Source organism: Streptomyces sp. ADI95-17, from assembly GCF_003846175.1.
GTDB classification, from domain to species: Bacteria; Actinomycetota; Actinomycetes; order Streptomycetales; family Streptomycetaceae; genus Streptomyces; species Streptomyces sanglieri.
Map to the genome: position 1 here is coordinate 102,030 of NZ_ML123053.1, position 24,716 is coordinate 126,745.

At 71.2% G+C, this 24,716-nt stretch carries 26 protein-coding genes and 1 pseudogene; 8 read left to right on the top strand and 19 right to left on the bottom strand.

Annotated features, from left to right (window positions below; genetic code table 11):
* The 5 genes and pseudogenes from EES42_RS45290 to EES42_RS39625 form a co-directional block, all read right to left on the bottom strand.
* Positions 1-448, bottom strand: a pseudogene (locus EES42_RS45290) (hypothetical protein); the annotation flags it as partial.
* Between the two features lie 56 nt (positions 449-504).
* Positions 505-738, bottom strand: coding sequence for a hypothetical protein (locus EES42_RS39610; protein WP_124723060.1), 234 nt, complete (start codon positions 736-738; stop codon positions 505-507).
* Positions 705-914, bottom strand: coding sequence for a hypothetical protein (locus EES42_RS39615; protein WP_124723061.1), 210 nt, complete (start codon positions 912-914; stop codon positions 705-707). The genes EES42_RS39610 and EES42_RS39615 overlap by 34 nt, the downstream gene beginning before the upstream one ends.
* A 103-nt stretch (positions 915-1,017) precedes the next feature.
* Complete coding sequence (locus EES42_RS39620; protein WP_124723062.1) at positions 1,018-1,776, bottom strand: thioesterase II family protein; 759 nt, start codon at positions 1,774-1,776, stop codon at positions 1,018-1,020.
* A gap of 762 nt (positions 1,777-2,538) precedes the next feature.
* A complete protein-coding gene (locus tag EES42_RS39625; protein ID WP_124723063.1) occupies positions 2,539-3,522 on the bottom strand; it encodes a GNAT family N-acetyltransferase in 984 nt (327 codons plus the stop codon).
* Between the two features lie 52 nt (positions 3,523-3,574).
* On the opposite strand from EES42_RS39625, the gene EES42_RS39630 reads away from it, so the two are divergent.
* The gene (locus EES42_RS39630) at positions 3,575-4,183 is read left to right on the top strand and encodes a TetR/AcrR family transcriptional regulator (RefSeq protein WP_124723064.1); all 609 of its coding nucleotides are present in this window, start codon (positions 3,575-3,577) and stop codon (positions 4,181-4,183) included.
* Between the two features lie 21 nt (positions 4,184-4,204).
* Here EES42_RS39630 and EES42_RS39635 read toward each other — a convergent pair whose 3' ends face one another.
* From EES42_RS39635 to EES42_RS39655, 5 genes are all read right to left on the bottom strand, one after another.
* Positions 4,205-4,867, bottom strand: a complete 663-nt coding sequence (locus EES42_RS39635) for an NUDIX domain-containing protein (RefSeq protein WP_124723065.1) — start codon at positions 4,865-4,867, stop codon at positions 4,205-4,207.
* A complete protein-coding gene (locus EES42_RS39640) occupies positions 4,864-5,241 on the bottom strand; it encodes a DUF4406 domain-containing protein (RefSeq protein WP_206433818.1) in 378 nt (125 codons plus the stop codon). The genes EES42_RS39635 and EES42_RS39640 overlap by 4 nt, the downstream gene beginning before the upstream one ends.
* A 64-nt stretch (positions 5,242-5,305) precedes the next feature.
* A complete protein-coding gene (locus EES42_RS39645; RefSeq protein ID WP_124723066.1) occupies positions 5,306-6,091 on the bottom strand; it encodes a DeoR/GlpR family DNA-binding transcription regulator in 786 nt (261 codons plus the stop codon).
* Positions 6,092-6,145: 54 nt separating this feature from the next.
* The gene (locus EES42_RS39650; protein ID WP_206433819.1) at positions 6,146-7,135 is read right to left on the bottom strand and encodes a magnesium transporter CorA family protein; all 990 of its coding nucleotides are present in this window, start codon (positions 7,133-7,135) and stop codon (positions 6,146-6,148) included.
* Between the two features lie 350 nt (positions 7,136-7,485).
* Entirely contained in the window at positions 7,486-8,091 is a 606-nt protein-coding gene (locus EES42_RS39655) for a L,D-transpeptidase family protein (protein ID WP_124723067.1), read from the bottom strand.
* 488 nt (positions 8,092-8,579) lie between these two features.
* Here EES42_RS39655 and EES42_RS39660 point away from each other — a divergent pair, with 488 nt between their 5' ends.
* The 3 genes from EES42_RS39660 (at position 8,580) to EES42_RS39670 (ending at position 10,570) form a co-directional block, all read left to right on the top strand.
* A complete protein-coding gene (locus tag EES42_RS39660) occupies positions 8,580-9,329 on the top strand; it encodes a dienelactone hydrolase family protein (RefSeq protein ID WP_124723068.1) in 750 nt (249 codons plus the stop codon).
* An 82-nt stretch (positions 9,330-9,411) separates the two neighbouring features.
* Positions 9,412-9,822 (top strand): VOC family protein, encoded by a 411-nt coding sequence (locus tag EES42_RS39665; RefSeq protein WP_124723069.1) that lies wholly within the window; start codon positions 9,412-9,414, stop codon positions 9,820-9,822.
* 103 nt (positions 9,823-9,925) lie between these two features.
* A complete protein-coding gene (locus tag EES42_RS39670; RefSeq protein ID WP_124723070.1) occupies positions 9,926-10,570 on the top strand; it encodes a VOC family protein in 645 nt (214 codons plus the stop codon).
* Positions 10,571-10,926: 356 nt separating this feature from the next.
* Here the strand turns inward: EES42_RS39670 and EES42_RS39675 are convergent, their stop codons facing one another.
* The 5 genes from EES42_RS39675 to EES42_RS39695 form a co-directional block, all read right to left on the bottom strand.
* Positions 10,927-12,150 carry a hypothetical protein gene (locus tag EES42_RS39675; RefSeq protein WP_206433820.1) on the bottom strand — a complete coding sequence of 408 codons (1,224 nt, stop codon included), beginning with the start codon at positions 12,148-12,150 and terminating at the stop codon, positions 10,927-10,929.
* 56 nt (positions 12,151-12,206) lie between these two features.
* A complete protein-coding gene (locus tag EES42_RS39680) occupies positions 12,207-13,304 on the bottom strand; it encodes a ThiF family adenylyltransferase (protein WP_124723071.1) in 1,098 nt (365 codons plus the stop codon).
* A 156-nt stretch (positions 13,305-13,460) separates the two neighbouring features.
* Positions 13,461-16,394, bottom strand: coding sequence for an AfsR/SARP family transcriptional regulator (locus EES42_RS39685; protein ID WP_164495508.1), 2,934 nt, complete (start codon positions 16,392-16,394; stop codon positions 13,461-13,463).
* Between the two features lie 158 nt (positions 16,395-16,552).
* On the bottom strand, positions 16,553-17,026 hold the full coding sequence (locus EES42_RS39690; RefSeq protein ID WP_241196883.1) for a hypothetical protein: 474 nt from the start codon (positions 17,024-17,026) through the stop codon (positions 16,553-16,555).
* A 262-nt stretch (positions 17,027-17,288) separates the two neighbouring features.
* Positions 17,289-17,897 carry a TetR/AcrR family transcriptional regulator gene (locus EES42_RS39695; RefSeq protein ID WP_124723074.1) on the bottom strand — a complete coding sequence of 203 codons (609 nt, stop codon included), beginning with the start codon at positions 17,895-17,897 and terminating at the stop codon, positions 17,289-17,291.
* A 184-nt stretch (positions 17,898-18,081) separates the two neighbouring features.
* Between EES42_RS39695 and EES42_RS39700 the strand changes: the two genes are divergently transcribed.
* Positions 18,082-18,300: a DUF4287 domain-containing protein gene (locus EES42_RS39700; RefSeq protein WP_124723075.1), complete on the top strand. Its 219-nt coding sequence runs from the start codon at positions 18,082-18,084 to the stop codon at positions 18,298-18,300.
* Positions 18,301-18,525: 225 nt separating this feature from the next.
* Positions 18,526-19,482: a peptidoglycan recognition protein family protein gene (locus tag EES42_RS39705; protein ID WP_124723076.1), complete on the top strand. Its 957-nt coding sequence runs from the start codon at positions 18,526-18,528 to the stop codon at positions 19,480-19,482.
* Here EES42_RS39705 and EES42_RS39710 read toward each other — a convergent pair.
* On the bottom strand, positions 19,479-20,294 hold the full coding sequence (locus tag EES42_RS39710; protein WP_124723077.1) for an SGNH/GDSL hydrolase family protein: 816 nt from the start codon (positions 20,292-20,294) through the stop codon (positions 19,479-19,481). The genes EES42_RS39705 and EES42_RS39710 overlap by 4 nt on opposite strands.
* Positions 20,281-20,850, bottom strand: coding sequence for a PadR family transcriptional regulator (locus EES42_RS39715; protein WP_124723078.1), 570 nt, complete (start codon positions 20,848-20,850; stop codon positions 20,281-20,283). The genes EES42_RS39710 and EES42_RS39715 overlap by 14 nt, the downstream gene beginning before the upstream one ends.
* Before the next feature lie 98 nt (positions 20,851-20,948).
* On the opposite strand from EES42_RS39715, the gene EES42_RS39720 reads away from it, so the two are divergent.
* Positions 20,949-21,389, top strand: coding sequence for a nuclear transport factor 2 family protein (locus EES42_RS39720; protein WP_206433821.1), 441 nt, complete (start codon positions 20,949-20,951; stop codon positions 21,387-21,389).
* An 80-nt stretch (positions 21,390-21,469) separates the two neighbouring features.
* On the top strand, positions 21,470-22,354 hold the full coding sequence (locus tag EES42_RS39725) for an alpha/beta fold hydrolase (RefSeq protein WP_124723079.1): 885 nt from the start codon (positions 21,470-21,472) through the stop codon (positions 22,352-22,354).
* On the opposite strand, the gene EES42_RS39730 is transcribed toward EES42_RS39725, so the two are convergent.
* Together EES42_RS39730 and EES42_RS39735 are read right to left on the bottom strand one after the other, a co-directional pair.
* On the bottom strand, positions 22,320-23,891 hold the full coding sequence (locus EES42_RS39730) for an FAD-dependent monooxygenase (protein WP_124723080.1): 1,572 nt from the start codon (positions 23,889-23,891) through the stop codon (positions 22,320-22,322). The two genes, EES42_RS39725 and EES42_RS39730, sit on opposite strands and share 35 nt — an antisense overlap.
* Positions 23,892-23,967: 76 nt before the next feature.
* Positions 23,968-24,612: an acyl-CoA-like ligand-binding transcription factor gene (locus EES42_RS39735; protein ID WP_124723081.1), complete on the bottom strand. Its 645-nt coding sequence runs from the start codon at positions 24,610-24,612 to the stop codon at positions 23,968-23,970.
* Positions 24,613-24,716 lie beyond the last annotated feature (104 nt).

The following is a 24,716-nucleotide window of genomic DNA, read 5'->3' on the forward strand; positions in this document are numbered from 1 at the left end:
CGGGCGCGCAGGCCCTCCACGTACTGGACGACTGCGGTGTCGCGCGGGCACCATGGCGCCCAGCATCCGCAGCTTCTCGGGCGCGGGGAACGGGTACTCCACACCGAACGCCGAGTAGGCGAAGGCGGCGCTCGGCCTTCGCCTTGACGCCGCCGGCCAGATCGGCGATGCCCAGCTGCTTGCGGACCTTCAGTACCGCCGCCGACTTCTTGAGCATGCCCTTGTGCAGCGGCAGCGTCAGCGTCATGAACAGCAGGCGGAACAGGCGGTTGGCCACCCGCTGGGCGCGCGTCATGTGCTGCGGCAGCCCGGACAGCGGGGTCGGGTAGTCCTTGGGAAGCAGCGGCTGGAAGAAGCCGCTCACCGGGTAGGGCACGCTGAGGACGAACGGGATGCCGCGCGTCATCGCCACGTCGACGGCGTACACCGTCTCGGAGCCGACCACCATGAGCGCGGGCCTGATGCGCTCGACCTCGGCATCCAGCCTAGGGTCTTGCGTTTGGATCAGGCCAGACCCCGCGACCCCGGCATGATCCAAACGAGAGGCCCTGAGGGCTGTCCCGCCAGGAATTGCGGGACAGCCCTCAGGTACTTCCCGGTGAGCACCGTCACGTCCGGGGCCTCGCGGATGACGGCGACGCAGTACTTCCACTTCGACTGCGTCGTGGCCGCCCGGTACGCCTCGTCGTCCCACAGGGTGGGGTTCAGCCCCGGGCCCGCGGGCCCAGCGGTACGCAAGTGACGGAGCCGCTCCCCAGTGCCTCCACCTCGCCGCGGATGTCGTCGTCCGCGGCGAAGCACACATCGAGCCCGCCGCGGGCGGCGAGTTCACCGGCCGTGGTCAGCAGCGGATTCAAATGGCCGCGGGCCGAGCTGGAGAAGAAAAGGACCGGCCCTGCGGGATGGATAGTCATGCCGTCCACTGTTGGGGCGCGACCCCGCCCCAACAATCCCTCCGCACCCAGGTATTGCCTCGCAGAGGAATACCCCGGGCGCGACAGCGGCGAAGAGATCCGTTTACGCAAGCAGTGCGGAAATCTTCTGGGAAATCGCGGATATGACACGCGGTGCGTGGTTGTTCAGGTAGAAGTGTCCGCCCGGATAGGTGTGCATATCGAAGTCGCTCTTGGTGTGTTCGCCCCAGGCGCGGGCCTCGTCCAGGGTGGCCTTCGGGTCTTCGGTGCCCACGTGCACCTGGATGGGGGCGGCGAGGCGGGCGCCAGCCGTGTGCCGGTAGGTCTCGGCGGCCTTGTAGTCGCTGCGGATCGCGGGCAGCACCATGCGCAGCAGCTCCTCGTCGCCGAACACCTGGGCGTCGGTGCCGCTGAGCGCACGCAGCTCGGTGACCATGCCGTCGTCGTCACGCAGGTGGACGGTCTCGTCCCGGTGCTGGGACGGCGCGCGCCGCCCGGAGGCGAACACCGCCAGCGGCACCGTCCCCCGCTCCTCCAGACGCAGGGCGAGCTCGAACGCGAGCGAGGCGCCCATGCTGTGCCCGAACAGCGCGAGCGGCCGGTCGGTCCACGGCACGACCTGCTCGACCAGTACGTCGGCCAGTTCGGGGAGGGACTCGATGCACGGCTCGGTGCGGCGGTCCTGACGGCCCGGGTACTGCACGGCGAGCACATCGACGTCGGGCGAGAGCGCCTTCGAGACGGGGAAGTAGAACGGCGCGGAGCCCCCGGCGTGCGGCAGGCACAGGAGCCTCGCCGGCGCGTCCTGGGCCGGGTGGAATCGACGGATCCACAGGTTGGTGTCGGTGAGGCTGGCGGTCACCCGAAGTCCTTTCGCGTGCTGCCGGTCGGGGAGGGCGGTCGCGCCCGCCCGCACGGCGAGCGGGATTCACGCACCAGCCTGCCGGGCCGCGCCGAACGGACACAACCCCCTGAGTTGTAGGGGTTGTGTAATTCGACGTAGGGGGAGGTCGGAAACGCGTGGCACGGCGTCGGTGGGTGTAACTGGCAACCCATATTTGTGGATTGGCGACGTGTTAGCCTCCGAATGGCTTTGACGGGGCTCGTACCAGGGATTTCCGCGGCCCCTGGGAACGAGGCGCAACTGCTGCTCTGGGGGAATTTTACTGTCGCAGGATTCGGCGCGAGTTGAATATGTTGCCGTTATCGGAATGGCTCGTCGTGAGCTTTACGGGCGCGATGGCCGCTGCGGACGGGGCGACCGGGATGACCGAGGATCCGCTCACGGCGTCCGCCGAAGGCATGGTCGGTTTGTTCCGCGAGGCGTGCGCCAGGAACTGCTGCTGAGCACGGCCCCGTGGCTGACGGGCGAGCAGATCGAGCAGCTCCGGCAGCAGCTGGTGCGGCTCGGCAGGAGCCACGGCTGGGCGCAAGGCTGAGCGGCAGGAACCGACGGCCCGTATCTGCCGTCGTGTGCCCGGCGGGGGTTCGTTCCCCCGCCGGGCACGCGTTTGCGGGCGGACCCGGGCAGCAGGGCAGGTCGAGCCGCCCGAGCCTCCTGCCGGCCGCCCCGGTGCGCCTCCCGCGCCCGGGCCGCCCCGGACTGCCCCGGACAATGAAGCGCCTACATGTCTTCCCAGGCCATCGAGCTCATCCGCCAGCCGGTAGGCGTCCGCACGAACTGGATCGTCTTGCGACCGGAACCCTCGAACCGCTCGCCGTCGCGGATGCCGGACTTCCGGTATTCGCTGAACCGGTGCGCGATGGACCCGAAGACCTCGGTCCGCTCGGCGACCTCCCATTCGGAGAACTCGGTCAGCGTCCCGTCGGTGAGCATCTTCTCCCGGGGAGCGATGAAGGAGTCCAGGTCGTACACCACCGGCCCGGCGTCGGTGCCTCCGGTGTTCGCGATGATCGTCCCCTGCGGAATGAACACCTCACGGACCGCACCGAGGCCGGGCCGGCTGCCACCGGTGTTGGTGAAAGCGCCGAAGAGGGTGTGCGTCAGCCGGTCGAGTTCGGCCTTGACCTCGCAAACGGGTACTCCTCCCGCGGATGCCTCCGCCGCGGGGGGCCACTCCTCGGTCAGGACCGACCAGACCTCGATGTCGTGCCGCTCGCCCCGGTACTCGGTGTGCTTCCGCAGCACACCGTCACGGGTCATCCCCAGCCGGCGCGCGACCTCGACGCTCCGGGTGTTGCCGGCCCGGACCCACCATTCGGCCCGGCTCATCCCGCGCTCCGCGAAAGCCCAGTCGAGCAGCGCCCGGCACGCCCGGGTCACCAGCCCCCGGCCCTCCCCGGCGGCCTCCAGCCAGCAGCCGACCTCACACACTCCGGAGGTGCTGTCGAAGCGCGTGAACATGACGCCGCCGACGAGTGTGCCGTCCAGCCAGATCCCGTAGATCCGGGCGGCGTCCCCGGCCTGCTTGTCGGCGTAGCGCTGGAGGACCGCGGTGGCGGAGGCACGGTCGGTGCTGAAGGTCGCCCAGGGTATCCACGGGTCCACGTGGGGCCGCGCACGGTCGATGTGGGCGAGGAACTCCTGCGCGTGCCAGGGCTCCAGAGGGCGTAGCTGAGCGGTGTCGCCGAGCGGCAGTGTGAACACGGAAACCTCGTCCCTGGGTACGTAACAAGCGTTCGGTACGTAAGGTAGCAGCATGCCGCCCGCACCCGGAGACCGTGAAGCCCGCCGTGACGATGTCTCCCGGGCGGTGTGGCAGGTCCTCGCCGACAAGGGATTCGGCGGGCTGACCCTGCGCGCCGTCGCAGCCGCGATGGGCGTCTCGACCGGGATGCTCATGCACTACTTCCCGACCAAGCGGGCCCTGATCGCGCACGCCCTGGACCTGCTGGAGAAGCGCACCGCGGAACGCCCGCGCCGCGACCGTCCGGCCGACGGCCTGGCCACCGTGCGGGCCATGCTGCTGGACATCCTGCCGCTGACCGAGGGCGACACCGCCCGCAACCGCATCTGGGTCAGCTCCTGGGACCTGGCCCTGGCCGACGACGGACTCGCCACGGACCAGGCCGACCGCTACACCCGGTTGCGCTCGACGCTCCGCCCGCACTTCGAGGCCGCACGCGGCCTGGGCGAAGTCCCCGCGGCCGCCGACCCGGAGCAACTCGCCGCCACCGCGGTCGCCTTCACCCACGGACTCGTCGTCCAGGCACTCTTCGACCCCGGCCGGTTCCCCGAGGACGTACAGATCGCCATGGTCGACGACTTCCTCGCCTCGATCACACCGCCCCGGCCCGCACGGCGATGAGCCGCCCGGACGCTCGTACTCTCACCGCGCGAACGGCCCGTCGAGGGCGGCCCATTGGAGCAGCATGATGGTCTTGGCGTCGGCGATCGTGCCGTTGCGGATCCGGTCGAGCGCCTCGGTGAAGGGCAGTTCCACGGTGGTGATGTCCTCGCCCTCCTCGGCGATTCCGCCGGGGCCGCCGCCGACGGGGACGTCGGCCGTGTCGTAGGGGGCGGCGAAGAAGTGCAGGCGCTCGGTGACCGAGCCGGGACTCATGTAGACGTCGAAGACGTGCTCGACGGCACCGACGGTGTGTCCGGTCTCCTCGGCGGCCTCCCGGCGGATCGCCTCCTCCGGGCCGTCGCCGTCGAGGAGCCCGGCGGCGGTTTCCAGCAGCATCCCGTCGGGATGTCCGTTGACATAGGCGGGGAGGCGGAACTGACGGGTCAGCAGCACGGTGCGCCGGTCGGTGTTGTGGAGCAGGACGGTCGCCCCGTCGCCCCGGTCGTACGTCTCGCGCTGCTCGCGGCTCCAGTGCCCGTCGCCGTGCCGGAAGTCGAAGGTGGTCTTCCGCAGGACGTACCAGTCGCTGGAGAGCAGCTCCACCTCGCGGATCCGTACGCCCGGGTTGCCGGTGAGGTCGCGGCCGTGCCGGTCCAGGCCGGTGCGCCCGCGCCGGTCGGGGGTGTCGATCCCGGCGGTCATCGGGCGGCCGGGACGGCGTCGAGGCCGGGGTAGACGTCCTTGCCCTGTGCGCGGGCCCGGGCGACCATCCGGTCCGCCCCCTCGGAGGGGCCGCCGATGCGCAGGACCGCGTCGCAGCGCGAGAGCAGCCGCTCGGCGACGGGGTGGAAGATCTCCTGGAAGACCGCGTCGCCGGGGCCGGTGCCGCCGGCCGTCTCCAGGAGCGGCAGGGCGAGGGCCTCGCCGGTGACGGGCAGGTGCCCGGCGCGGAAGAGGACGAGCGCGGCCTCGTTCATCGCCCGTACGTTGGCCTCCAGTTTGCGGGGATCGTCGTCGGTGCCCGAGCGGTAGGGGCCCGCGACGAGAATCATCAGGGCGCGCGGAACATCGGTCATGGGCTTTCACTCCTTGGGGACGGGGCCTCGGGGACGGGCGCCGGATCGGGCACCGGGGACGGATTCAGACGAGGAGGCTGTCGACGCCCGCGTCCCGCAGGGCGTCCAGGGTCGCCGGGCCGCTGGGGTGCGTGGCGGCGTCCTCGGCCGCCCTGTCGGTGACGAAGCGGTCCACCGCGTCGAGCGGGGCGACCCTGCTGAACGCGCGTACGCCCAGCTTGGTCGCGTCCGCCACCGCGATCGTGCGGGTGGCCCGGGTGAGCCCGGCCTGCTTGACGGCCGCGTCGTCCAGCGAGAACTCCGACCAGCCGTGCTCGGCGTGCACACCGCCGATGGACATCACGAAGCAGTCGAAGGCCAGGGAGTCCAGCGTGCGCAGCGCCAGCGGGCCGACGAGGGAGCGCTCGCCGGGACGCGAGCGGCCGCCCACGACCAGCAGATCGATCCCGGGCCGGTCGGCCAGGCTCAGCGCCGCCTGCAGGCTGAGCACGGCGACCGTCAGCGGGGCCCGGGCGGCCAGGTGTTCGGCGACGTGCACGGTCGTGGTCCCCGCGTCGAGCAGCACCCGCGAGCCCGGCTCCACCAGGCCGGCCACGGCAGCACCCAGACGGTCCTTGGTGGCCGTCTGCCAGGGCTCCCGCGCGGAGAATCCCGCGTCCTCCTCACGAGGGCGGGTGGCGACAGCACCACCGTGCACCCTTCGCACCAGGCCCTGACGCTCCAGCGCGTCGAGGTCCCTGCGCACGGTCATTTCCGAGACGCCCAGACGATGGGAGAGCTCCGACACGGAAACCCGGTCGGAGCCCTGCACCAATCGCAGGGTCAGGTCCAGACGATTGGCGACACCCATGGCTCATTTCTACCATGCTCAAGTTTGAATGAACATTCGAGTGTGTGAATTCCGCTATTGGTCGTCGTTGCCGCTGTCGTCGCGCAGCCTCCGCCAGATGCGAGTGCGGTGCAGTGCGTAGAGGGCGACGAGCAGGAACACCGCCTGCAGTCCCACGGCGAGCAGCCAGAAGATGTCCCGGCTCTCCAGCTCGTCGGTCAGGTAGGTGAAGTTCATGCCGAAGAACCCGGTCAGGAAGGTCAGCGGCAGGAAGATCGTCGACACGATCGCCAGCCGGTTGATCACGCTGTTTTGTTCGCCGGCCACCAGTGAGGAGTAGCTGGCGAAGGCGCGGCGGGCGGAGTTCTGGAGCGACTCGATGTCCGTGAGCACCAGCCTCGCGGTGTGCTGGTAGTCGCGAGCGAGCTTCTGGCGCTTCTCGGGAAAACCGGGGTTCATCATCCGGCGGGTGAAGATCTCGTCCGTCACCTGAAGGTAGGGCAGCAGCGCGTGGTGCAGGAGTGCCCCGCGCCGGCGCAGCCGTGCCAGACGGTAGACATGCTGCGGAACCCGGTGCTGGAACATCTCGTCCTCCAGGTCCTCCACCTCCAGCAGAGCCTGCACGGCGGACCGGCGGAAGGTGTCCAGGGCCTCCTCCAGCAGCAGGAACAGCATGGCCACGCTGTCGGGCGGCCGTTCGTGCGGCAACCTGGCGGTCAGGCGCCTGACCGATCCGGCCGGCCCTCGGTGCACCGTGATCAGATATCGCTCGGTCACGAAGGCATGGATGTGAGTGATCCGGTCCGCCTCGACCGCGGGCACGACGAACGCGGCGCTGTCCCCGAGGAATTCGGCCCGCGCGGATTCGCCTTCCCTGCCGAGCCACGCCACGTCCTCGGTCTCCAGCCCGAGCAGGTGGGCGACCGGCTGTTCGTCGGGCGGCTGCTCCTCGGGCAGTTCCACGTCCACGAGCAGGCAACGGGATGCCGTCAGACGCTCACGTGCCTCCGACACATGGGGGTTGGTGACGGCCCCTTCCGGCATCGACACCATCGATACGATCATCGTTCCTCGCCATGGGTCACCGGGCCCGGCCGCGGCCACCACGTACGCCTCGGTACGCGGAGCCGCAGCCGAGACCGGATACGGATCCGTACGCTGACCCATCTTCGGGGCGGGAGGCGCGCCGGGCCGGACGCACGCGCCGACCACGAGGATGACGCCTCCCCGCCCGGCGGACGGACGCCCGGGCTGTCCGGGGTGACCGGCTGTGTCGCTCGGGCCGGTGCGGGCCCCGGCTCCTACGGTCGCCGGTACGACTGGTGGACCGCACCACAGCGCCCACCCCGGTCCCCGACCGGCCGCAGGAGAAGTTGCCGGGGCGCCGACCGCGGGCGGAGCGCCCCGCCCTGCTGTCAGACGACGACGAGACGCTTGGGCGCCGCGCCCCGGCCGAGGTTGCGGAAGAGCTTCTTGATGTCCTCCGGGGCGAGCTTGATGCAGCCCGCGGACTTGTAGTCGCCCACGCCGTCCCAGCGCCGGCTCTCGGTGCTGCCCTGCCCTCCGGCGCGGGTCATCTCGCTGTGGATGAAGAGTTCGGTACGTGTGGTCCGGCCGTTCTTGCACGTCTTGTTGCTCAGCGGGATGGCGTACCCCTTGATGAGGTTGCCGTTGTAGCGGGTCTGGCGGGCGCCGACGGTGTAGGTGCCCGCGGGCAGCCACCCCTTCGCCGAGGCGCACTCGTCACGCCCCTTGGCGTGGTCGCGGCCGAGTCCGGAGCCGGCGCGGAAGACGGCCTGCGTCTTGTTGTCGCGCACCACCAGCAGACGTGAGTTCTGCGGGTCGGCGGAGTTCCGTACGAACTTCAGGGTGGTGACCACGGCGCCGGCGGCGGCAGGCCGGCCACCGGCCGGGGCGGCGGCCTGACCGCTCGGGGCGGTGACGGCGGCAACGGTCATCAGGGCCATGGCACTCAGGCCGATGGCGGCGGCACGGACACGCAGGGGAGAGGTCGCGGACATGGGTGATCGCTCCTTCGAGGACTGGGGAGGCGGCGAGCCCCGGGAGTCCGGGGCGCCGTGGACCAACCATGGGCCCTCGGGGAGCCGGTACGGAACTCCCGGCGGCGATGCGCCGATGGGCGGTGATGCATGCCCTCATGCATGCCTGATGCACTGCTCTGGCCTGCGCTTATGCATGCCGGACGACTACCGGACGCAGGCTGGTCGAGCTGCGGGTACGGGGAGGACCCTGACCGCAGCGACCGGCCGGCAGAAGTGGGCTCACGCCACCGGGGCCGGCAGCTTCGGCGACTGCCCGACACCGGCGGTCGTCGGCGGGGTGGTGTGCAAGGGCAGCAACGACCGGGACGTGTACGCGCTGAGCACCACCGGGGCCGACCGGGCAGAGCCGCCCCCGTCACCGCCCGGCGGCCGACTGCCGTACCCACAAGCCGGGTTCGTCCTTTTGACGGGGGTCGGATCGATCGTCGCTGCTACGGTTCGTACCCATGCCCACCAAGACGCTGCAGATTCCCACCGAAGACGGCCAGGCCGACGCGTTCGCCGCCTTTCCCGAAGGCGGCGGGCGGCACCCCGGTGTGCTGCTGTACATGGACATCTTCGGAGTACGTCCGGTGCTGGAGGAGATGGCCCGCGAACTGGCCGGGCACGGGTACTACGTGCTCGTCCCCAACGTCTTCTACCGGAACGGCCCGGCACCGGTGATCGACCTTCCGGAGCGCATCACAGCAGAGGCCCGGCCCACGCTGTTCGCCCGGCTGGTGCCCCTGCTTGAGGCGCACACCGCCGAACGCGCCCTGCGTGACGCCGACGCCTATCTCAAGTTCCTCACTGCCCAGCCCGAGGTCGGCGCAGGACCGGTCGGCGCGATCGGCTACTGCATGGGTGCCGCCCTGGCGCTGCGCACCGCGGCGGCCCACCCCGGCCGGGTGGCCGCCGTCGCCGGATTCCACCCCTCCCCGCTGATCACCGACGCGCCCGACAGCCCGCACCGCCTCGCCCCCGAGGTCACCGCCGAGGTGCACTTCGGCATCGCCGAGAGCGACATGTCGCCCGAGGCCGTCGGAGAGCTCGACCAGGTGCTGGAAGCCGCGGGCGTCGGCCACACCTGCGAGATCTACCCCGGCACCGTCCATGGCTTCACCATGGCCGACACCCAGGCCTTCGACGCCGCCGCGCTGCAACACCACTGGGACCGGCTGCTCCCCCTCCTCGACCGCACCCTGACCAAGGGCTGAGGCTCCGGCTCGGGACCGGCGGGTGGGATTCGCGGGGGATTCACGAGGTGCGGATCGCGGAACCGCGCCTAGCATGATCGTTATGGACATCTCCATCCACACGAGTTCCCTCCCGCACGACGATCCGGAGGAGTCCCTGGTCTTCTACCGCGACGTCCTCGGCTTCGAGGTACGCGGCGACGTCGGACAGGGCAAGATGCGCTGGATCACGGTCGGTCCCGCCGACCAGCCCGGCACGTCCATCCTGCTGGCCCCGCCCGTCGCCGACCCCGGAGTCACCGAGGACGAGCGCCGCACCATCGCCGAGATGATGGCCAAGGGGACCTACGGCTGGATCCTGCTGGCCACCCGGGACCTCGACGCCACCTTCGAGCAGGTGCGGGCCGCCGGCGCCGAGGTCGTCCAGGAACCGACCGAGCAGCCGTACGGCATGCGCGACTGCGCCTTCCGCGACCCCGCGGGCAACATGGTCCGGATCCAGGAACTGCGCTGAGCCGTTCGGCGGCAACGGGACAGGGGGCGCCGGCCGGCGTACGGACCTGACCGGTCAGGAATCGAGAAGCACCGGTCGCCGGGCCGTAACTAGCGTGATGGGCATGGCATCCATCGAAACCGTGACCCTTGAGGTGGCCGACCCCGCGGCCGCCGAGCGCTTCTACGCGACCGCCTTCGGCCTGGACACCCAGATCCGCCTGCGCGCCTCGGAGGCCCCCACCACCGGCTTCCGCGGGTTCACGCTCGCGCTCACGGTGTCCCGGCCCGCCACCGTCGACAGCCTCATCGACACCGCACTCGACGCGGGCGCCACCTCGCTGAAGCCCGCCGCGAAGTCGCTCTGGGGCTACGGCGGCGTCGTACAGGCCCCGGACGGGACGATCTGGAAGGTCGCGACCTCGGCGAAGAAGGACACCGGCCCCGCCACCCGGCAGATCGACGAGATCGTGCTCCTGCTGGGCGTCGCGGACGTGGTCGCGAGCAAGCGGTTCTACGTCGGCCGGGGCCTTGCCGTGGCGAAGAGCTTCAGCCGCATGTACGTCGAGTTCGCGGCCGGGGACAGCCCCGTCAAACTGGCGCTGTACCGGCGCCGCGCACTGGCCAAGGACCTCGGCGTCCCTCCCGAGGGCACCGGGACGCACGGGCTCGTGATCGGCGGCGCCGCCTCCGGCCCGTTCACCGACCTCGACGGGTTCGCCTGGGAGGCCGCCTCGTCGGCCGTTCCGGCCGAACGCCACCGGGCGTGACCGCGGCGACAAGGCGGGCGCGAAGGGGCCGGCCTCAGCGCTGAGGCAGACCGTCCGGCCCTCCACGCCGCGCCCGCACGGAGCATCCTCGACCGCCGGCCCGAGCTCCGGCCAGCCCGGCCGGGCCGCCGTCCGGCCGGACGGGCTGTTCGGTGAGGATGACCACTCACGACCGTGGGAGAGGGGAACGGCTCCTGAGCCCTTCCCCTCCCGCACGGACTGTTCAGACCTGAAGCCCCGTGGCCTTCACGTCCTCGACCTTGCGGACCTTGATCTCCATGCGATTCACCTCCTCGTAGCCGGATTTCGTCCCCCGCGCCGGTGGTGCACCGGGCGGGGCGGACCATGACCCGCGGTCAGGCTCTCGCCGTGAGTCGCCGTGCGTACTCACGGGCCGAGAGAGCCGCGGGCAGAATGAAGGGGGTCAGATACACCCCGGTGCACAGCAGCGCCCACCAGAACCGGCCGGTGGCCGGGCCGTCGCCGAGACGGTCGGCGGCCCAGCCCAGCACCTCCCCGGCGAAGGGCACCAGGAAGAGGACCGCCCAGGCCGGTGTCACCACGGCGCCGAGGAACCGCACCCAGCGGAACCAGCGCCCGGCCCGCACATCCGCCGGATGCGCGTCGGCCAGCTCCGCGGTCCCGGCCGCGTCCAGCCGACGGACGGCGCGCCGCAGCATCAGGGTCGAGACCCGCCACAGATTGCGGCAGCCCAGCGCGTTGACCAGCACCGCGTAGAGGTCCGTGCGCAGGAAGACCATGCACTGCCAGAGCATCGCGGTGAGCTTCACGTAGATCCATGTGGCGAGGACCGCGTCGAGCGGGTCCGGCGCCGCCCACACCCCGGTGTCGATCAGCAGCCGCACCGCCAACGGCACGGCGAGCAGCACCGCGTCGAGGGCGAGACCGGCGAGCAGCGGCCCGTAGCGCCTGCGCCTGGGCAGGGTCCACAGCTGGGTCAGGTCGGTCTCGAAGACCAGCAGGAACACCATGCGCCGGTCCATGCCGAACCTGGCCCGCAGCCCGAGCGAACGGGCCGCGCACCAGTGCCCCAGCTCATGGATCGCGGTGGCGACCGTGGCGAGCGGGATGAGGATCAGGCTGCCGAGGCCGATGTCGTCCACGACGAACGCATCAGTGGACGGGTCCGGGAAGAGGCCGGGCCGGAACGCGAACACGGCGAGCGCGAACACCGCGCACGCGGCGTAGCAGCTCCAGGCCACCCGCCCGAAGAAGGGCCGCACGGTCTCCTGGCGGAGGCCGCTCAGCCATCGCCTGCCCTGGACGGGAGCCGAGCGGACCGGTTCGCTCCGCTGTCCCTCGTCGAGGAAGCCGAGCTCGCGCAGGGTGTCGACGAAGGACGGCACATCGACGGGCTGACCGGCGAACTCCTCGGCCTCGGCGGCGGCTTCGGCGGTCGTGGCCCCGCGGCGCAGGGCCTCGATGACCACGCCGCCGACTTTCGGCATGGTGATGAACTGCCCGGTCACGGGGTCGCCCACCAGGACTTCGTCCTCACCCTCGGGCACCATGCTCAACGGCCGCAGCCGCACGGTCGCCGCCGTGGACACTGACGCCACGGATGTCTCGGAGGTCTCAGAGGTCTCGGATACCCCGGACACCTCGGACACCCCGGTCATGCCGCGGCCGACCGTGCCGGGGCCAGCGCGCACACCGGGCAGTCGGGGACATCGGGGAACGGCACCCGGCTGCCCGCGAGACCGTCGCGCAGGTCGATCCGGATCCGGGCCCCGGCGGCCAGCGGCTCCTGGAACCCGGTCAGATAACGCAGGCTCTCCAGCGCGATCAGCGAGCCGACCTGCATGGCCAACGGGCCGATGAGCGGGTTGGTGGTCCGCATGCCGTACACGATGTCCTCAGCGGCCGCCGCAGCGGTGCCCTCCACCGGCCGCTGCGAGAACTCGCACGCGAGGCAGGGGCTCACGCCGGGGTTCACGGAGATGTACGAGAGCAGCGTGCGGGTGGCACCGCCGGCCACCATCGGCACACCGGCCCGGACGGCGGCCTCGTTCACCCACAGACCGGCGTCGGGATGCCCGTCCAGGCCGCCGGCCATCAGATCGATCCCGTCGGTGACATCGGCGAGATCCTCGGGACCGGCCACCCAGCGGTCGACGGTACGCACCTCGATGTCCGGGTCGTACGCCTGCACCCAGGCCCTGGCGCGCTCGACCTTCGAACGGCCGATGTCTTCGTGCCGGTAGAGGAACTGCCGGGCGAAGTTGCGGGATTCGACCCGGTCGTGGTCCAGCAGTGTCAGCCTGCCGACGCCGAGACCCGCCAGACACTGCACCAGCGAGGAACCGCCGCCGCCCACACCGAGCACCAGGACATGCGCGTCGCGCACCCGTCGCAGGAAATCGGTGCGGTGCCGGTCCAGGCCGGCGAAGGTGCCGAAGAACGCGAGGTTGGAGAAGTGCCGCTCGTCCACCACCGGATCACCGGTGGACCTGCCCCCGGCGCGCTCGATCAGCCCCAGGCCGGCCAGCCCCTCGACGCCCTTGCCGAGCTCCTCCTCGGTCACGTCCACACCCCGGGCGCCGAGTGCGGCGCGCAGCTCTGGGATGCTCCGCGGCCCCTGCCCCAACGCGGTCAGGAGCGCTCCGATCTTCCCTTCGGGATCCTCCAGAGTGATCGACTCCCGGGGGTCGAAGACGATGACCAGATCCTCTCCCACCGCCCGCCAGGAACACTCCTTGAGCGCGACACGCATCAACCACTCGCTTTCGGCCTCAGCAGACACCGGACGTCCGGTGCGGCCGCAACGTTGCGGGACGACGCTGAACTCTGGCTTTAACTGGGCTTTGTCCGTACGCCGCCCCGGACCCAACCGTGGAAAAGGCCTGTTCCGCTCTTGTGCCGACCCGGCTCAGCCGGCCGTCGTCAGCAACAGCTCGCGCACCACGTCCGCGTCCGGGTGCTCAAGTTCGTCGAGGATGGCGAGCGCGGCGTGCCAGGCATCGCGGGCGGCCTCCTGGTCACCGGTCATGCGGAGGCTCCCGCCGAGGTGGTGCAGCGCGTCCGCCTCGCCGTAGCGGTTGCCGAACCGGCGGAATCCGTCCCGGCACTGGCGGTAGCTGTCGACGGCCTCGGCGTACTGACCCATGGAGTGGTGGATGAAGCCGAGGGTCTCCCAGGTGTACGCCGCCCCCAGCGGGCTGCCCCCGTCCAGGTGCAGCCGCAGCGCCTCGCGGCAGCGGGTGAGCGCCTCCTCGTGGTCACCCAGATGGGTGTGGCACCAGCCGATGTTGTTCAGCGCGCCGGCCTGCCCGGCCAGATTTCCGACCGCCCGTTGCAGTTCGAGTACCTGTTCCACGCGCTGGAGGGCGGCGCGGTAGTCGCCCTGTTGCTCGTACGACCAGGCGAGCGTCCGCAACGTGTCGGCCTGCGCCGTCAGGTCGCCCAGCCCGCGCTGGAGCTCCAGCGCCCGCAACAGCTCCCGGTGGGCCTCCTCGTACCGCCTCATCCGGATCGCGGCCCGGCCCGACTCGCAGTGGCACAGGGCCGTCCCGGCGCGGTCGCCCTGCTGCCGGGCCGCCACGATGGCGGTCCGCTGGGTGGACACCCAATCGTGCCAGCGGCCGCTGAGATGGAGGAAGTCCGCCATGGCGAGCGGGAGTTGCCAGGCATGGCCGTCGAATCCGGCCGGGCCCGCCGCGTCCGCGACCGCGAGCAGCACGGCGTGCTCGGCCTCGAACCAAGCCATCGCCTCCTCGTACCCCTCCGGGTCGTGCGGCACGGAGCCGGTCACCGGCGGCGGCAGCGGCACCTCGCCGCGGGCCGGGGCGAGGTGCCGCCGGGCGGCACGCGCGGAGTGCAGGCAGTGGTCGAGCAGGCGGTGCAGCGCCGCGGTGCGTGCGGCCTCGGTGTCCTCGGTGGCCGTCAGACCGGTGGCGTAGGCGCGCAGCAGATCGTGGAAGGAGTACCGGCCCGGACGGTGCTCGGCGATCAGGTGTACGCGGGCCAGCGCGGTCAGCGCCGCGGCGGCCTCCCGCACGGACAGGCCGGCCAGCGCAGCCACCGCGGGCGCGGCGACATCCCGGCCGGGGTGCAGCCCCAGCAGCCGGAACATCCGGGCCGTGGCGGTGTCCAGCCGACGGTACGACCACGAGAACACCGTCCGTACGCTGCTCACCCCCTCACCGGCGTCCAGCGCCTCCAACCGCCCCCTGACGTCCCGCAGTTCCGCCACGACCGCGCTCAGTGCGAAACCGGGCCGGCCGACGGCGCGGGCGGCGGTCACGGCGAGCGCCAGGGGCAGTCGGGCGCACAGGTCGATCAGCTCGGTCACCGGCTCCGGCTCCGCGGCCACCCGGTCCGCACCGAGCCGGGCGGCCAGCAGCTCGCGCGCCTCCTCCCGGGGCAGCACGTCGAGGGAGAGCAGTACGGCGCCGTCGGTGACGGCGAGACCGGTCAGCTGGCCGCGACTGGTGACGACCACGGCACAGCCGGCGCTGCCCGGGAGCAGCGGGCGGACCTGGGCGGCGTCGGCGGCGTTGTCGAGCACGAACAGCAGGCGGCGTCCGGCGGTCTCGGTGCGCAGCAGTGCCGCCCGCGCCTCCGGCGCGTCCGGGATCCGTTCCGGTGGCACCGACAGCGCTTCCAGGAAGCCGCGGATCGCCTCGCCGGGCGACATCGGCCCGGTGGCGGGGGCGAAACCGTGCAGGTTCACGTACAGCTGGCCGTCCGGGAAGTGCGGCGCCGCACGGTGTGCCCAGTGCAGCGCCAGGCTCGTCTTCCCCGCGCCCGCGGTGCCGGCGATCACGCAGACGGCCGGTCCCGGCCCGGCGGACGCGTCGGCAGGCAGCTGGTCCAGCAGCCGCAGTTCGGCCCGGCGGCCGGCGAACCCGGCGACGGCGGCGGGAAGTTGGCGCGGTGCGGCCGACGGCTGCCCGGCACGGGAGGCCCCCACGGACGGACGTGACTCGGGCCGGGGGCGGCGCCGGGACTTGGACCTGGCCCTGGCATCGCCCTCACTCTCGGCCTCACCCTCATGTTCACCCTGATCCTGCCCCTCAGCCTCAGCCTCAGCCTCAGTCTCGGTCGCGGGGAGTCCGAGCCGCGGGTCGCCGCGCAGCATGCGCAGTTGCAGATCGCACAGCGGGGCGGACGGCTCGATGCTCAGCTCGTCGGCCAGCAGCCGGTGCACCTCCCGGTAGGCGTCGAGCGCCTCCGCCTGCCGCCCCGACCGGTACAGCGCCAGCATCAGCTGACCCCACAGCCCCTCCCGCAGCGGATGCTCACGCACCGACTGCCGCAGCTCCGGCACCAGCGCGGCGTGCCGGCCGCAGGCCAGGTCCGCCTCGACGCGGGCCTGCAGGACGTCGAGCCGCTGCTCGGCCAGCCGTGCGGCCTCCGCCTCCACCATCGGCCCGGTCGGCACATCGACGAGCGCGGGCCCGCGCCACAGCGCGAGCGCCTCCGCGAGCAGGCCCGCCGCCCGTTCCGCATCGCCGGCCGCCAGAGCCACGCGGCCCGAGTCGCCGAGCCGGGCGAAGGCCGCGGCGTCCAGGTCGTCCTCGTCGGCCAGCACCATCTGATAGCCGGGCGGCCGGGTGACGAGTAACCGGCCCTGCCGGTCGCCGAGTTCGCGGCGCAGCCGCATCACGTACTGCTGAATCAGATTGGCAGCGGCCTTGGGCTCACGCTCGCCCCACAGCTCCGCGCCCAGCCGGCCCGTCGGCACGGGGACGTCGCGCTGCACCAGCAGGGTGGCGAGCAGCGTGCGGGGCTTGGCGGCCGAGATCCCCCGCCAGTGGGTGCCGTCGAACACTTCGAGTGGTCCGAGGATCCGAAAACGCATCCGCATCCTCCGTGCTCAGGGCCTTGTGGCAGGCGATCCTGCCACTGGTGGGAGCGGGGGACCAGCCGTTTCCCGAAAGGCAGGGAAAGGGCAAGGGCCCGGACAGCCGTCCGGGCCCTTGCCGTGCGGGGAACGTCGCTCAGTGCAGGGAACGTTGCTCAGTCACCGGTGTTGGTGGCCCAGACGGGCCGGTTCGCGCTGTCGTAGACGACCACGTTGCCGTCGTCCTGGACGGAGAGGTACCGACCCTTGTGCCAGGTTCCGGCGGCCCAGAGCGGGTCGCCGGCCCGGTTGTAGACGACGAGGTTGCCGTCCTCCTGCATGACGAGGCGGTCGGCGTTGGGGTAGACGTTCGGGGCCTGCCAGACGGGACGGCCGTCCTTGTAGACGACGACGTTTCCGTCGCTCTGGACACGCAGGATGGTACGGCCGTTGCCGGAGGTCCAGGCCTGGTTCCGGCCGAGGCTGGCGGGCGGGTAGAAGTGGGAGTCGCCCCGCAGCGCCGAGTGGGCCTGCGTGCTCCGGACGGGCTGGCTGCTTCCCACGGCGTCGGCAGTCGGAACGGCGGCCAGGACGGGCAGGACTGCGAGGGCGAGCGCGGGGAGGCCGCGTCGCACGAGGTTCTTGATCACAACCCCGGATTTACGCAGGTCAGGGTTGGCCGCGCCAGGCACGCGGCCACGAACCCACCCGGACGGACCAGCGACTTCAGCGCCGAAACGGCACTGCTTGCGCCGGTTGCGCGGCATCGTGCGGGGCGCGTCGATCGGGGTCAGTACGACACGGGTTCGTGGATGACCGGGCAGGCCCTCGCGGTCTGCCTCGGCATGCTCGGCATGCTCGGCTTCGTCTTCGTCTTCGGCTTCGGCGTCACCGAACCCGCGGAACGCCGGATCAGCCGTGGGCGGCGAGGAAGGCGCGGACGCCGGCGGCGGCGTAGTGGTCGAGGTCTGCCTCGGTGTGCTGGGCGCTGCCGTGGAACATGGCCTTGTTCACGGGGATCCACAGCAACAGGCCGGAGAAGTGATGGGCGGCCAGCATCGCGTCGTCGGTCCGGAGCAGGCCCTCGTCGGTGAGGTCTCGGAAGGTCTCCGCCAGGGTGACCAGCACCCTGTCGAAACCCTGCTCGTACCAGGCGGCACCCAGCTCGGGGAAGGCGTCGGCGTTGGCGATGATCAGGCGTCGCAGCTGAAGGACCTGGGGCTGGGTGAGGGCGACCAGGAACCGGCGGGCGAGCCGGGTCAGATTCTCTTCCAGGCCATCGGCGTCCGCGGGGATGGCGGACACCAGGTCGATCATGCCGTCGATGCGATCGGTGGTGGCCAGGACGATCTCGGAGAACAGCTTCTCCTTGTCCGCGAAGTGCTTGTAGACCGTCTGCTTGGACACCGCGGCCAGTTTCGCGATGTCGTCCATGCTCGTTCCTGAGTATCCCTTGCTCAGAAACACCGTGGTCGCGGCCTCCAGGATCGCCTGGTGCTTGCGCGCTGAACGGCTGTCCATCGCCAACAACTCCCTCTCTCGGTCCGCCCTCCAGCGAAGAGTACTGGACTGACCAGTACTCAGATGAGTACTGTACCGTCCAGTACTGAAACAGGGCTCGGGCCCCGCGGTGGTGCTTGTCGGCGGCGCCTTCATGACGCGGAGGCCGGGACCATCGCGTACGCACACAGGAGAGACAACGAACATGACTGCACCGGTGAACGGCCCCGCCAGCTACTTCCCCTCGATCGAGAAGAAGTACGGCCGCCCGATCGCGGATTGGAAGAACCTCATCCGCTCGTCGCCCCTGACCAAGCACATGGAGCTCGTCGCCTGGCTCAAGACCGAGCACGGCCTGGGCCACGGCCATGCCAACGCCCTCGTCGCACACACCCTGGCCGAGGCGAAGTCCAGCGGCGAGTGAACCCTCGCGCACCGTGCGGAATCCCGGCCGGGCCGCATCGGAGCGTTCACCGCCGATACTCCGTGCACACTGCCGGTCACGCGGTCGCGTCCGGCTGCCGTTGCGGGGGTATGGATCTCCTATGAAGTGGTCGTCACCGCAAACCTGTTCGCGTTCACGCGGACAGCGGCGCACCGTACACAGGGTCCGCGACGTCCCGTACACCTCGGGCCGAAAGGGAAACGAATGGCTAGTCCTCTGTCCGCCTCCGCTGTACTGAAGGCGTTGCGCGCCGAGGGCGTGCGCGTGGTCGAGGTAGGCAACTGGCGTACGCACAACCGCAATTCGAAGGGCCCGTGGGGCCCGGTCAACGGCAGCATCGTGCACCACACAGTGACCAAGGGCACCGCGGCGACGGTCCGGATGGTCTACGACGGCTACGCGGACCTGCCCGGCCCGCTGTGCCACGGGATGATCGCGAAGGACGGCCGGGTGCACATGGTCGGCTGGGGCCGCGCGAATCACGCCGGTGGCGGCGACCCCAAGGTGCTGGATCAGGTCATAGCGGAGTCGTACGGCACCCGGCCGACTCCGCCGACCCGGGGCAACAGCAACGGGGTCGACGGCAACGCCCGGTTCTACGGGTGGGAGTGCGAGAACCTCGGCGACGGCAAGGACCCCTGGCCCAAGGCCCAGTACGACGCGATCGTCCGTGTCCAGGCAGCCCTGTGCCGGGCGCACAAATGGTCGGCGAAGTCCGTCATCGGCCACCTGGAGTGGTCGAACGACAAGATCGACCCCCGCGGCTTCACCATGCCCAAGCTCCGCACCGACGTGGCCGAGCGGCTCAAGCACCCCGCGAGCTGGAACCCCGGCTCGGACCAGGAGGAGGACCCCATGGCAGGCATCACCAAGCGCGACATCTTCGACGCCGTGTGGAAGACCGACGCGATCGGCGGCCCGGCGGACGCGGCGGACCACTCGACGAATCCGACATGGCAGCCGCAGTCCATCCTGAAGGACATGCAGGCCCGCATCCGGTCCATGGACAGGCGGATGGCCGCCCAGACCGCCGCGATCACCGCGCTCGCCGGCCAGGTCGGCACGGGCGCCGACACACGGACCGTCGTCGCCGCGGTCGAGGCCGCGATCGAACGGGCCGCCATCGACACCGATCCCGACCCCGATCCCGTGGACGCCTAAGCACCTGCCGGTCGGCTTCCCGTCGCGGGGCCGGGCGTGGCGCCCAGGGGCAGCAGCCGGGGACGTTTCGCGGTGCGGCCGGTGCCGGAGGACCGGCCGCGAAGGCGGCGTCCGAGCCAGGGCCCGAGGAACGCGGCCGCCCAGCGCAGTTCGGCCGCCGCGGCCTGACGGCGCGTGGGGACCCCCTGCGGCGGCAGGGGGAGAGCCCAGGCGTCGTCGCTGCCGGGCAGGTGGATCGCTTCGGCGACGGCCTCGGCGATCCGCTCATGGCCCAGGGGACTGGCGTGGAGCCGGTCGGCACTCCACAGCCGGGGATCGGTGGCGACGGCCGCCCGGCCGGTTTCGGCGACCGCGACCCCGTGACGGGCGGCCGCGGCACGGATGCGGGTGTTGAGGTCGAACACCCGTGACCTGATCGGCCGGGCAAGAGGCACGATCTTCCCCACGTCGGGGAAGGTCAGCGTCACCACACGGGCTCCGGCCCCGGTGAGCGCGGCGAACATCTCCTCCATGTGCCCGGCCACCTCCGCGGCGTCGAACCGGGGCCGGAGCAGATCGTTGACCCCGGAGACAACGGTGGCCAGGTCGGGCCGCAGGGCCAGCGCGGGCCCCAGCTGTTCGGCGCGGACCTGACCGGCGACCCGGCCCCGTACGGCGAGGTTGGCGTACCGGAGCCCCGGGTCGACGGCCGCGAGGTGCTCGGCGAGCCGGTCGGCGAAGCCCCGCAACCCGACGGTGTCGTCACCGTCGCCGAGCCCTTCGGTCTGGCTGTCGCCCAGGGCGACGTAACGCAGGTACTCACCCTTCGGCATGCGTCGACTGCCTTTCCCGGAGAACGGCCGCGATCCGCCGGCACCAGTCCCGGTGCTCCTGCTCGAAGGCCAGGCCGCGCAGACAGGTCAGGTACGGCCCGATCCGTTCGCCCCGGCGGAGGAACTCCTCCTCGTCCGCGTCGCCGCGCAGTTGCCGCAGCAGCTTGCCGAGAAGCTCGATCTTGGCCTCGGCCGCGGACGCCCGCTCCTGGAGCTGCTCGATCACCGACGCCGTGCCGATGCGGTCGGCGACCTGGACCTTGACGAGCAGATCGTCACGGATGAACGAGGGCTTCGACACGGCCGCGGCGAACTTCTCCAGCTCGGCGCGACCTGCGTCGGTGACCTGGAAGAGACGTTTGTTGGGCCGGGTCTCCTGGACCACCTGCCGCCCCGCGACCAGCCCTTCCTTCTCCAGCTTGGCCAGCTCCGCGTACAGCTGCTGCGGCAGGGCGTGCCAGAAGTTCGCGACGCCGATGTCGAACGCCTTCGCCAGCTGGTATCCGCTGTACTCACCGTCCAGCAGCGCCGCCAGCACGGCATGTCGCAAGGCCATCGAAGCGACCCCTTCCCTTTTCTCGTCCGTCACTGCACCATACTCAAGAAAATGACTAATCACATTCTTTAGTACTCTCTTGAGCATCAGGAGGAGCCATGGAGACGGTGGAGACCGCCGAACGCTTCCGCACCGCGGTGGAGAAGGGCGAACTGGCCGCGCTCGACGACCTGTTCACCGAGGACATCCGTCTCTACAGCCCCGTGAAGTTCACCCCCTTCGAGGGCAGGCCCATGGTGCTGGGGCTCTTCGGCGTGCTGCTGCGCGTCTTCGAGGACTTCCGCTACGTCGGACACTTCGAGGGCGCGGCCGAGACGAGTGCCGATGGCGAAGAGGCCCCGTCGACGATCCTGCCCTTCCGGGCCACCGTGAACGGCAAGCAGATCCATGGCATCGACCTGCTCCAGTTCGACGGGACGGGCCGGATCAAGGAGTTCACCGTGATGGTCCGCCCCCAGTCCGCCGTGCACGCCCTGGGCCAGGCGGTACTCGACGGCCTGGTCGCCGACGGCCTCGTCCCCGGGGCCGTGGACGGCTAGGGTCTGTCCGGCGGTTCACGGCCGGGGCCGCAGCCGAACCCGGGATGCGCGCGGACGGTCGGTGCTGGGAGACTTCCGGCATGCCGCTTGTCGAAGCCCTGCCCGGAGTGTCCATCGAGTACGAGACCTTCGGTGACCCCGCTGATCCGGCTGTCCTGCTCGTGATGGGTTTCAGCGCCCAGATGATCGCCTGGCACGAGGACTTCTGCCGCGCGCTCGCGGAGCGTGGACGCTACGTGATCCGGTACGACAACCGCGACTGCGGGCTGTCCACCAGGTTCGAGGAACACCCCGTCGACGTGGGCCGGTTCATCGACGCCGTGAGCTCGGGAGACATCCCGGCCGCCCGCGCGATGGCGCCCTACACACTGCGGGACATGGCCGACGACGGCCTCGGTCTGCTCACCGCGCTCGGCATCGAGCGGGCTCACGTGGTCGGAACCTCGATGGGCGGCATGATCGCCCAGACGATGGCCATCAGCCGGCCGGAGCGAGTGCTGACCCTGACGTCGATGATGTCCTCGACCGGCGAGCCCGACTACGGCCGGCCCAGCCCCGAGGCCCAGGCAGTGGTCTCCAGCCCGAAGCCATCGGATCGCGAGGGGTACATCGCGGCGGCGGAACGAGACCTGGTGTGGGGCTCCAAGCGGTACGGCGACCCGGCGCTCCTCCGTGAGCTGGCTGCCCGGAGTTACGACCGCGCCCACTACCCGGCCGGAGCCGGGCGGCAACTCGCGGCAATGGTCCTCAGCGGCCCACGCACCGACGCGCTCCGCAGGCTTCGAGTGCCGACCCTGGTGATCCACGGCCTGGACGACACGCTGACCGACCCCAGCGGGGGGAGGCGCACCGCCGAGCTGGTGCCCGGCGCGAAGCTCCTGCTGCTCGCCGACATGGGGCACGACCGACCCCGCGAACTCTGGCCCGAGATCATCGAAGCCCTGGAGACCCACACCCGACCGTGAACCAGCGCTCGACCGCCGTCCGCAGTCCGGCCAGTTCGGCCGGGTCCGGGACGGGTGAGCCGCCGGCCCAGGCCACGTATCCGTCGGGGCGTACCAGCAGGGCGGAGAGGCCGGCCGGGCCGCCGACGACCTGTGCGACGACCGGGTCGACGGCGTCCTGATCCTTCGCCAGTACGGCTGCCACCGACCCGTCCTCGGTCAGGTCGATCAGCAACGGCCGGGCGCTCCGCGCGAGTTCGGCGAGCCGGACCTTCTCCGTACCGGTGATCAGCTCCAGCTCCGGTGCGAAGTAGCCGACCGCGGGGTGGGGATCGGGGATGCCCATCTCGTAGCGCACGTCGGTGCCCGCGGTGAGGTCGGCGAGGCGCTGGACGACCTCCTTGCCGGTGAGCAGCTCGGTGAAGAGTTCGCGCAGGGCCGTGGTGTCGCTCCCCGGCGCGGTGAGCGCGGACTGTGCCTCGGCGTTGAGCACCATCCGGCGGGCGGCCTGGCGGCGCTCGGTGTCGTAGCTGTCGAGCAGGCCGGGCGGGGCGGTGTCGCGCAGCGTGGCGGCGAGCTTCCAGCCGAGGTTGGCGGCGTCCTGGAGGCCGAGGTTCAGCCCGGGGCCGCCGCCGGAGGTGTGGACGTGGGCGGCGTCGCCGACGAGGAGGACCCGGCGGTCGCGGAACCGGTCGGCGACCCGGGTGTTGCCGCCGGTCAGCCGCCGCAGCACATGTGGGCCCGGCCCGTCCGGCGGGCCGAGCGGCAGGTTGACGCCGAGGACGCGGCGGACGCTCGACTCCATCTCGGCCAGGGTCATCGGGCCGTCCGTCGCGGGCTGGTCCCACTCGGTGGTGCTGACCAGCGGCGGCTGCCCGGGGAACGGCGCGTACGAGAAGCCGCCCCGGTCGGTGCGGTGGGGCAGGAAGGGCAGCACCGGCCCGTGGCCGGGCACGGTGAGCGCGCCGTTGACGGGGTCGACCCAGTCGGCCGGGACGGTGGCGTGGGCGGTGCGGTTGGTGCGTCGGTCGTAGCTGACGCCGGGGAACCCGATCCCGGAGAGCTTGCGGACCACGCTGTGCGCCCCGTCCGCGCCGACCACGTAGCGGGCGCGGAGCTGTCGGTCGCCGTCGGGGCCGGTGACGTCGAGGGTCACGGCGTCCTTGTCCTGGGCGATGGTCCGGACCCGGTGACCGCGCCGCAGGTCGACCCCGAGCGACTGGGCGCGCTCCTCCAGTACCTGGACGATGCGGTGTTGCGTGGCGGCCAGGCCGAAGACCGGACTGGCGTCCAGCAGGCCGAGATCGAGGCCCATGGCGGCGAACATGAAGTAGGCGGAGTTCGGCCGCGGGGGCTCCGGGCTGCCGCTGAGCGGCTCGTACAGACCGCGGTGGTCGGCCAGGCGCACCACCTGGCCGAGCAGGCCGTTGGCCTTGGGTTCGGTGCTGGGCTGCGGGAGTTGCTCCAGCACGATCGGGCTGATGCCGGCCAGGCTCAGCTCGCAGGCCAGCATCAGCCCGTTCGGGCCGCCTCCCACGATGAACACGTCGGCTGTCACGGTCGTGCCTCCTTGGTGCGGAAAGGAAGAGGAAGAAAGAGAAAAGGAGGGAGGGGGAGGGAAGGGGGAGCGTGGTCTACGGGACCGGCAGGCCGGCGGTGAGCTGCTCGAAGACCTGGGCCAGGACCGCGCCGAGCGGTGTGGCTTCGTCGGCGCGCAGGCTGTGCTCGACGGCCACCGCGGTGCCGGCCGCGACCGCGGCCGCGACCAGCTTCGGGTACACGTCGCGTTCGGCGTCGGTGCCGGTGCGTTGTGCGACGGCCCTGGCCAGCTCCTGCTGGGCGGCGGCGTTGGTCTTGACGATCTCACCGGCCAGCGCGGGTTCGGCGAGCATCAGCCGTACCCCTTCGCGCCACCGCTCGTTCTGCGGCGCGTTCCGGGACGCGGGGCTCTCCGGCGGTACGAACTGGCCCAGGACGGCGTGCAGCAGCGAGTCCCAGAGCGGTTCGCCGGCCGGGCGGTCGAGCAGATCGTCGGCGATCCGGAGCATCCTCTCCAGGTGGGCGGCGGCGATCGCCTCGGCCTTGCCGGAGAAGTAGTTGCGGAAGGTGCGGACGGAGACATCGGCCTCGGCCGCGATCTGGTCGGCCGTCACATCCGCCCAGCCGTGCAGGACGCAGAGCCGGATCGCCGCCTGGCTCAGCGCGACCCTGGTCTCCCGCTTCTTGCGCTCGCGGAGTCCGGACTGCCCGGTCGTGCGGGCCTCGTCTGCTGGTGTCATGCGAGCAGCGTAGAACAAATCTTGCCGCCACGGCAAGATTGCTGAAATGGAAAGATTGCCGAATCGGAAAGATTTTTTGAGCTGGTTCGCGGGGGGAGGCGCCG

Excerpts from the sequence above, each read along its gene's own strand:
- EES42_RS39660 (WP_124723068.1), top strand. The coding sequence starts at position 8,580 with ATGCCCACCAAGACGCTGCAGATTCCCACCGAAGACGGCCAGGCCGAC.
- EES42_RS39630 (WP_124723064.1), top strand. The coding sequence starts at position 3,575 with ATGCCGCCCGCACCCGGAGACCGTGAAGCCCGCCGTGACGATGTCTCC.
- EES42_RS39710 (WP_124723077.1), bottom strand. The coding sequence starts at position 20,294 with ATGCCGAAGGGTGAGTACCTGCGTTACGTCGCCCTGGGCGACAGCCAG.
- EES42_RS39685 (WP_164495508.1), bottom strand. The coding sequence starts at position 16,394 with ATGCGTTTTCGGATCCTCGGACCACTCGAAGTGTTCGACGGCACCCAC.
- EES42_RS39635 (WP_124723065.1), bottom strand. The coding sequence starts at position 4,867 with ATGACCGCCGGGATCGACACCCCCGACCGGCGCGGGCGCACCGGCCTG.
- EES42_RS39645 (WP_124723066.1), bottom strand. The coding sequence starts at position 6,091 with ATGGGTGTCGCCAATCGTCTGGACCTGACCCTGCGATTGGTGCAGGGC.
- EES42_RS39700 (WP_124723075.1), top strand. The coding sequence starts at position 18,082 with ATGACTGCACCGGTGAACGGCCCCGCCAGCTACTTCCCCTCGATCGAG.
- EES42_RS39720 (WP_206433821.1), top strand. The coding sequence starts at position 20,949 with ATGGAGACGGTGGAGACCGCCGAACGCTTCCGCACCGCGGTGGAGAAG.
- EES42_RS39655 (WP_124723067.1), bottom strand. The coding sequence starts at position 8,091 with ATGTCCGCGACCTCTCCCCTGCGTGTCCGTGCCGCCGCCATCGGCCTG.
- EES42_RS39715 (WP_124723078.1), bottom strand. The coding sequence starts at position 20,850 with ATGGCCTTGCGACATGCCGTGCTGGCGGCGCTGCTGGACGGTGAGTAC.
- EES42_RS39680 (WP_124723071.1), bottom strand. The coding sequence starts at position 13,304 with ATGCGTGTCGCGCTCAAGGAGTGTTCCTGGCGGGCGGTGGGAGAGGAT.
- EES42_RS39650 (WP_206433819.1), bottom strand. The coding sequence starts at position 7,135 with ATGATCGTATCGATGGTGTCGATGCCGGAAGGGGCCGTCACCAACCCC.
- EES42_RS39670 (WP_124723070.1), top strand. The coding sequence starts at position 9,926 with ATGGCATCCATCGAAACCGTGACCCTTGAGGTGGCCGACCCCGCGGCC.
- EES42_RS39640 (WP_206433818.1), bottom strand. The coding sequence starts at position 5,241 with ATGACCGATGTTCCGCGCGCCCTGATGATTCTCGTCGCGGGCCCCTAC.
- EES42_RS39705 (WP_124723076.1), top strand. The coding sequence starts at position 18,526 with ATGGCTAGTCCTCTGTCCGCCTCCGCTGTACTGAAGGCGTTGCGCGCC.
- EES42_RS39695 (WP_124723074.1), bottom strand. The coding sequence starts at position 17,897 with ATGGACAGCCGTTCAGCGCGCAAGCACCAGGCGATCCTGGAGGCCGCG.
- EES42_RS39665 (WP_124723069.1), top strand. The coding sequence starts at position 9,412 with ATGGACATCTCCATCCACACGAGTTCCCTCCCGCACGACGATCCGGAG.
- EES42_RS39725 (WP_124723079.1), top strand. The coding sequence starts at position 21,470 with ATGCCGCTTGTCGAAGCCCTGCCCGGAGTGTCCATCGAGTACGAGACC.
- EES42_RS39735 (WP_124723081.1), bottom strand. The coding sequence starts at position 24,612 with ATGACACCAGCAGACGAGGCCCGCACGACCGGGCAGTCCGGACTCCGC.
- EES42_RS39615 (WP_124723061.1), bottom strand. The coding sequence starts at position 914 with ATGACTATCCATCCCGCAGGGCCGGTCCTTTTCTTCTCCAGCTCGGCC.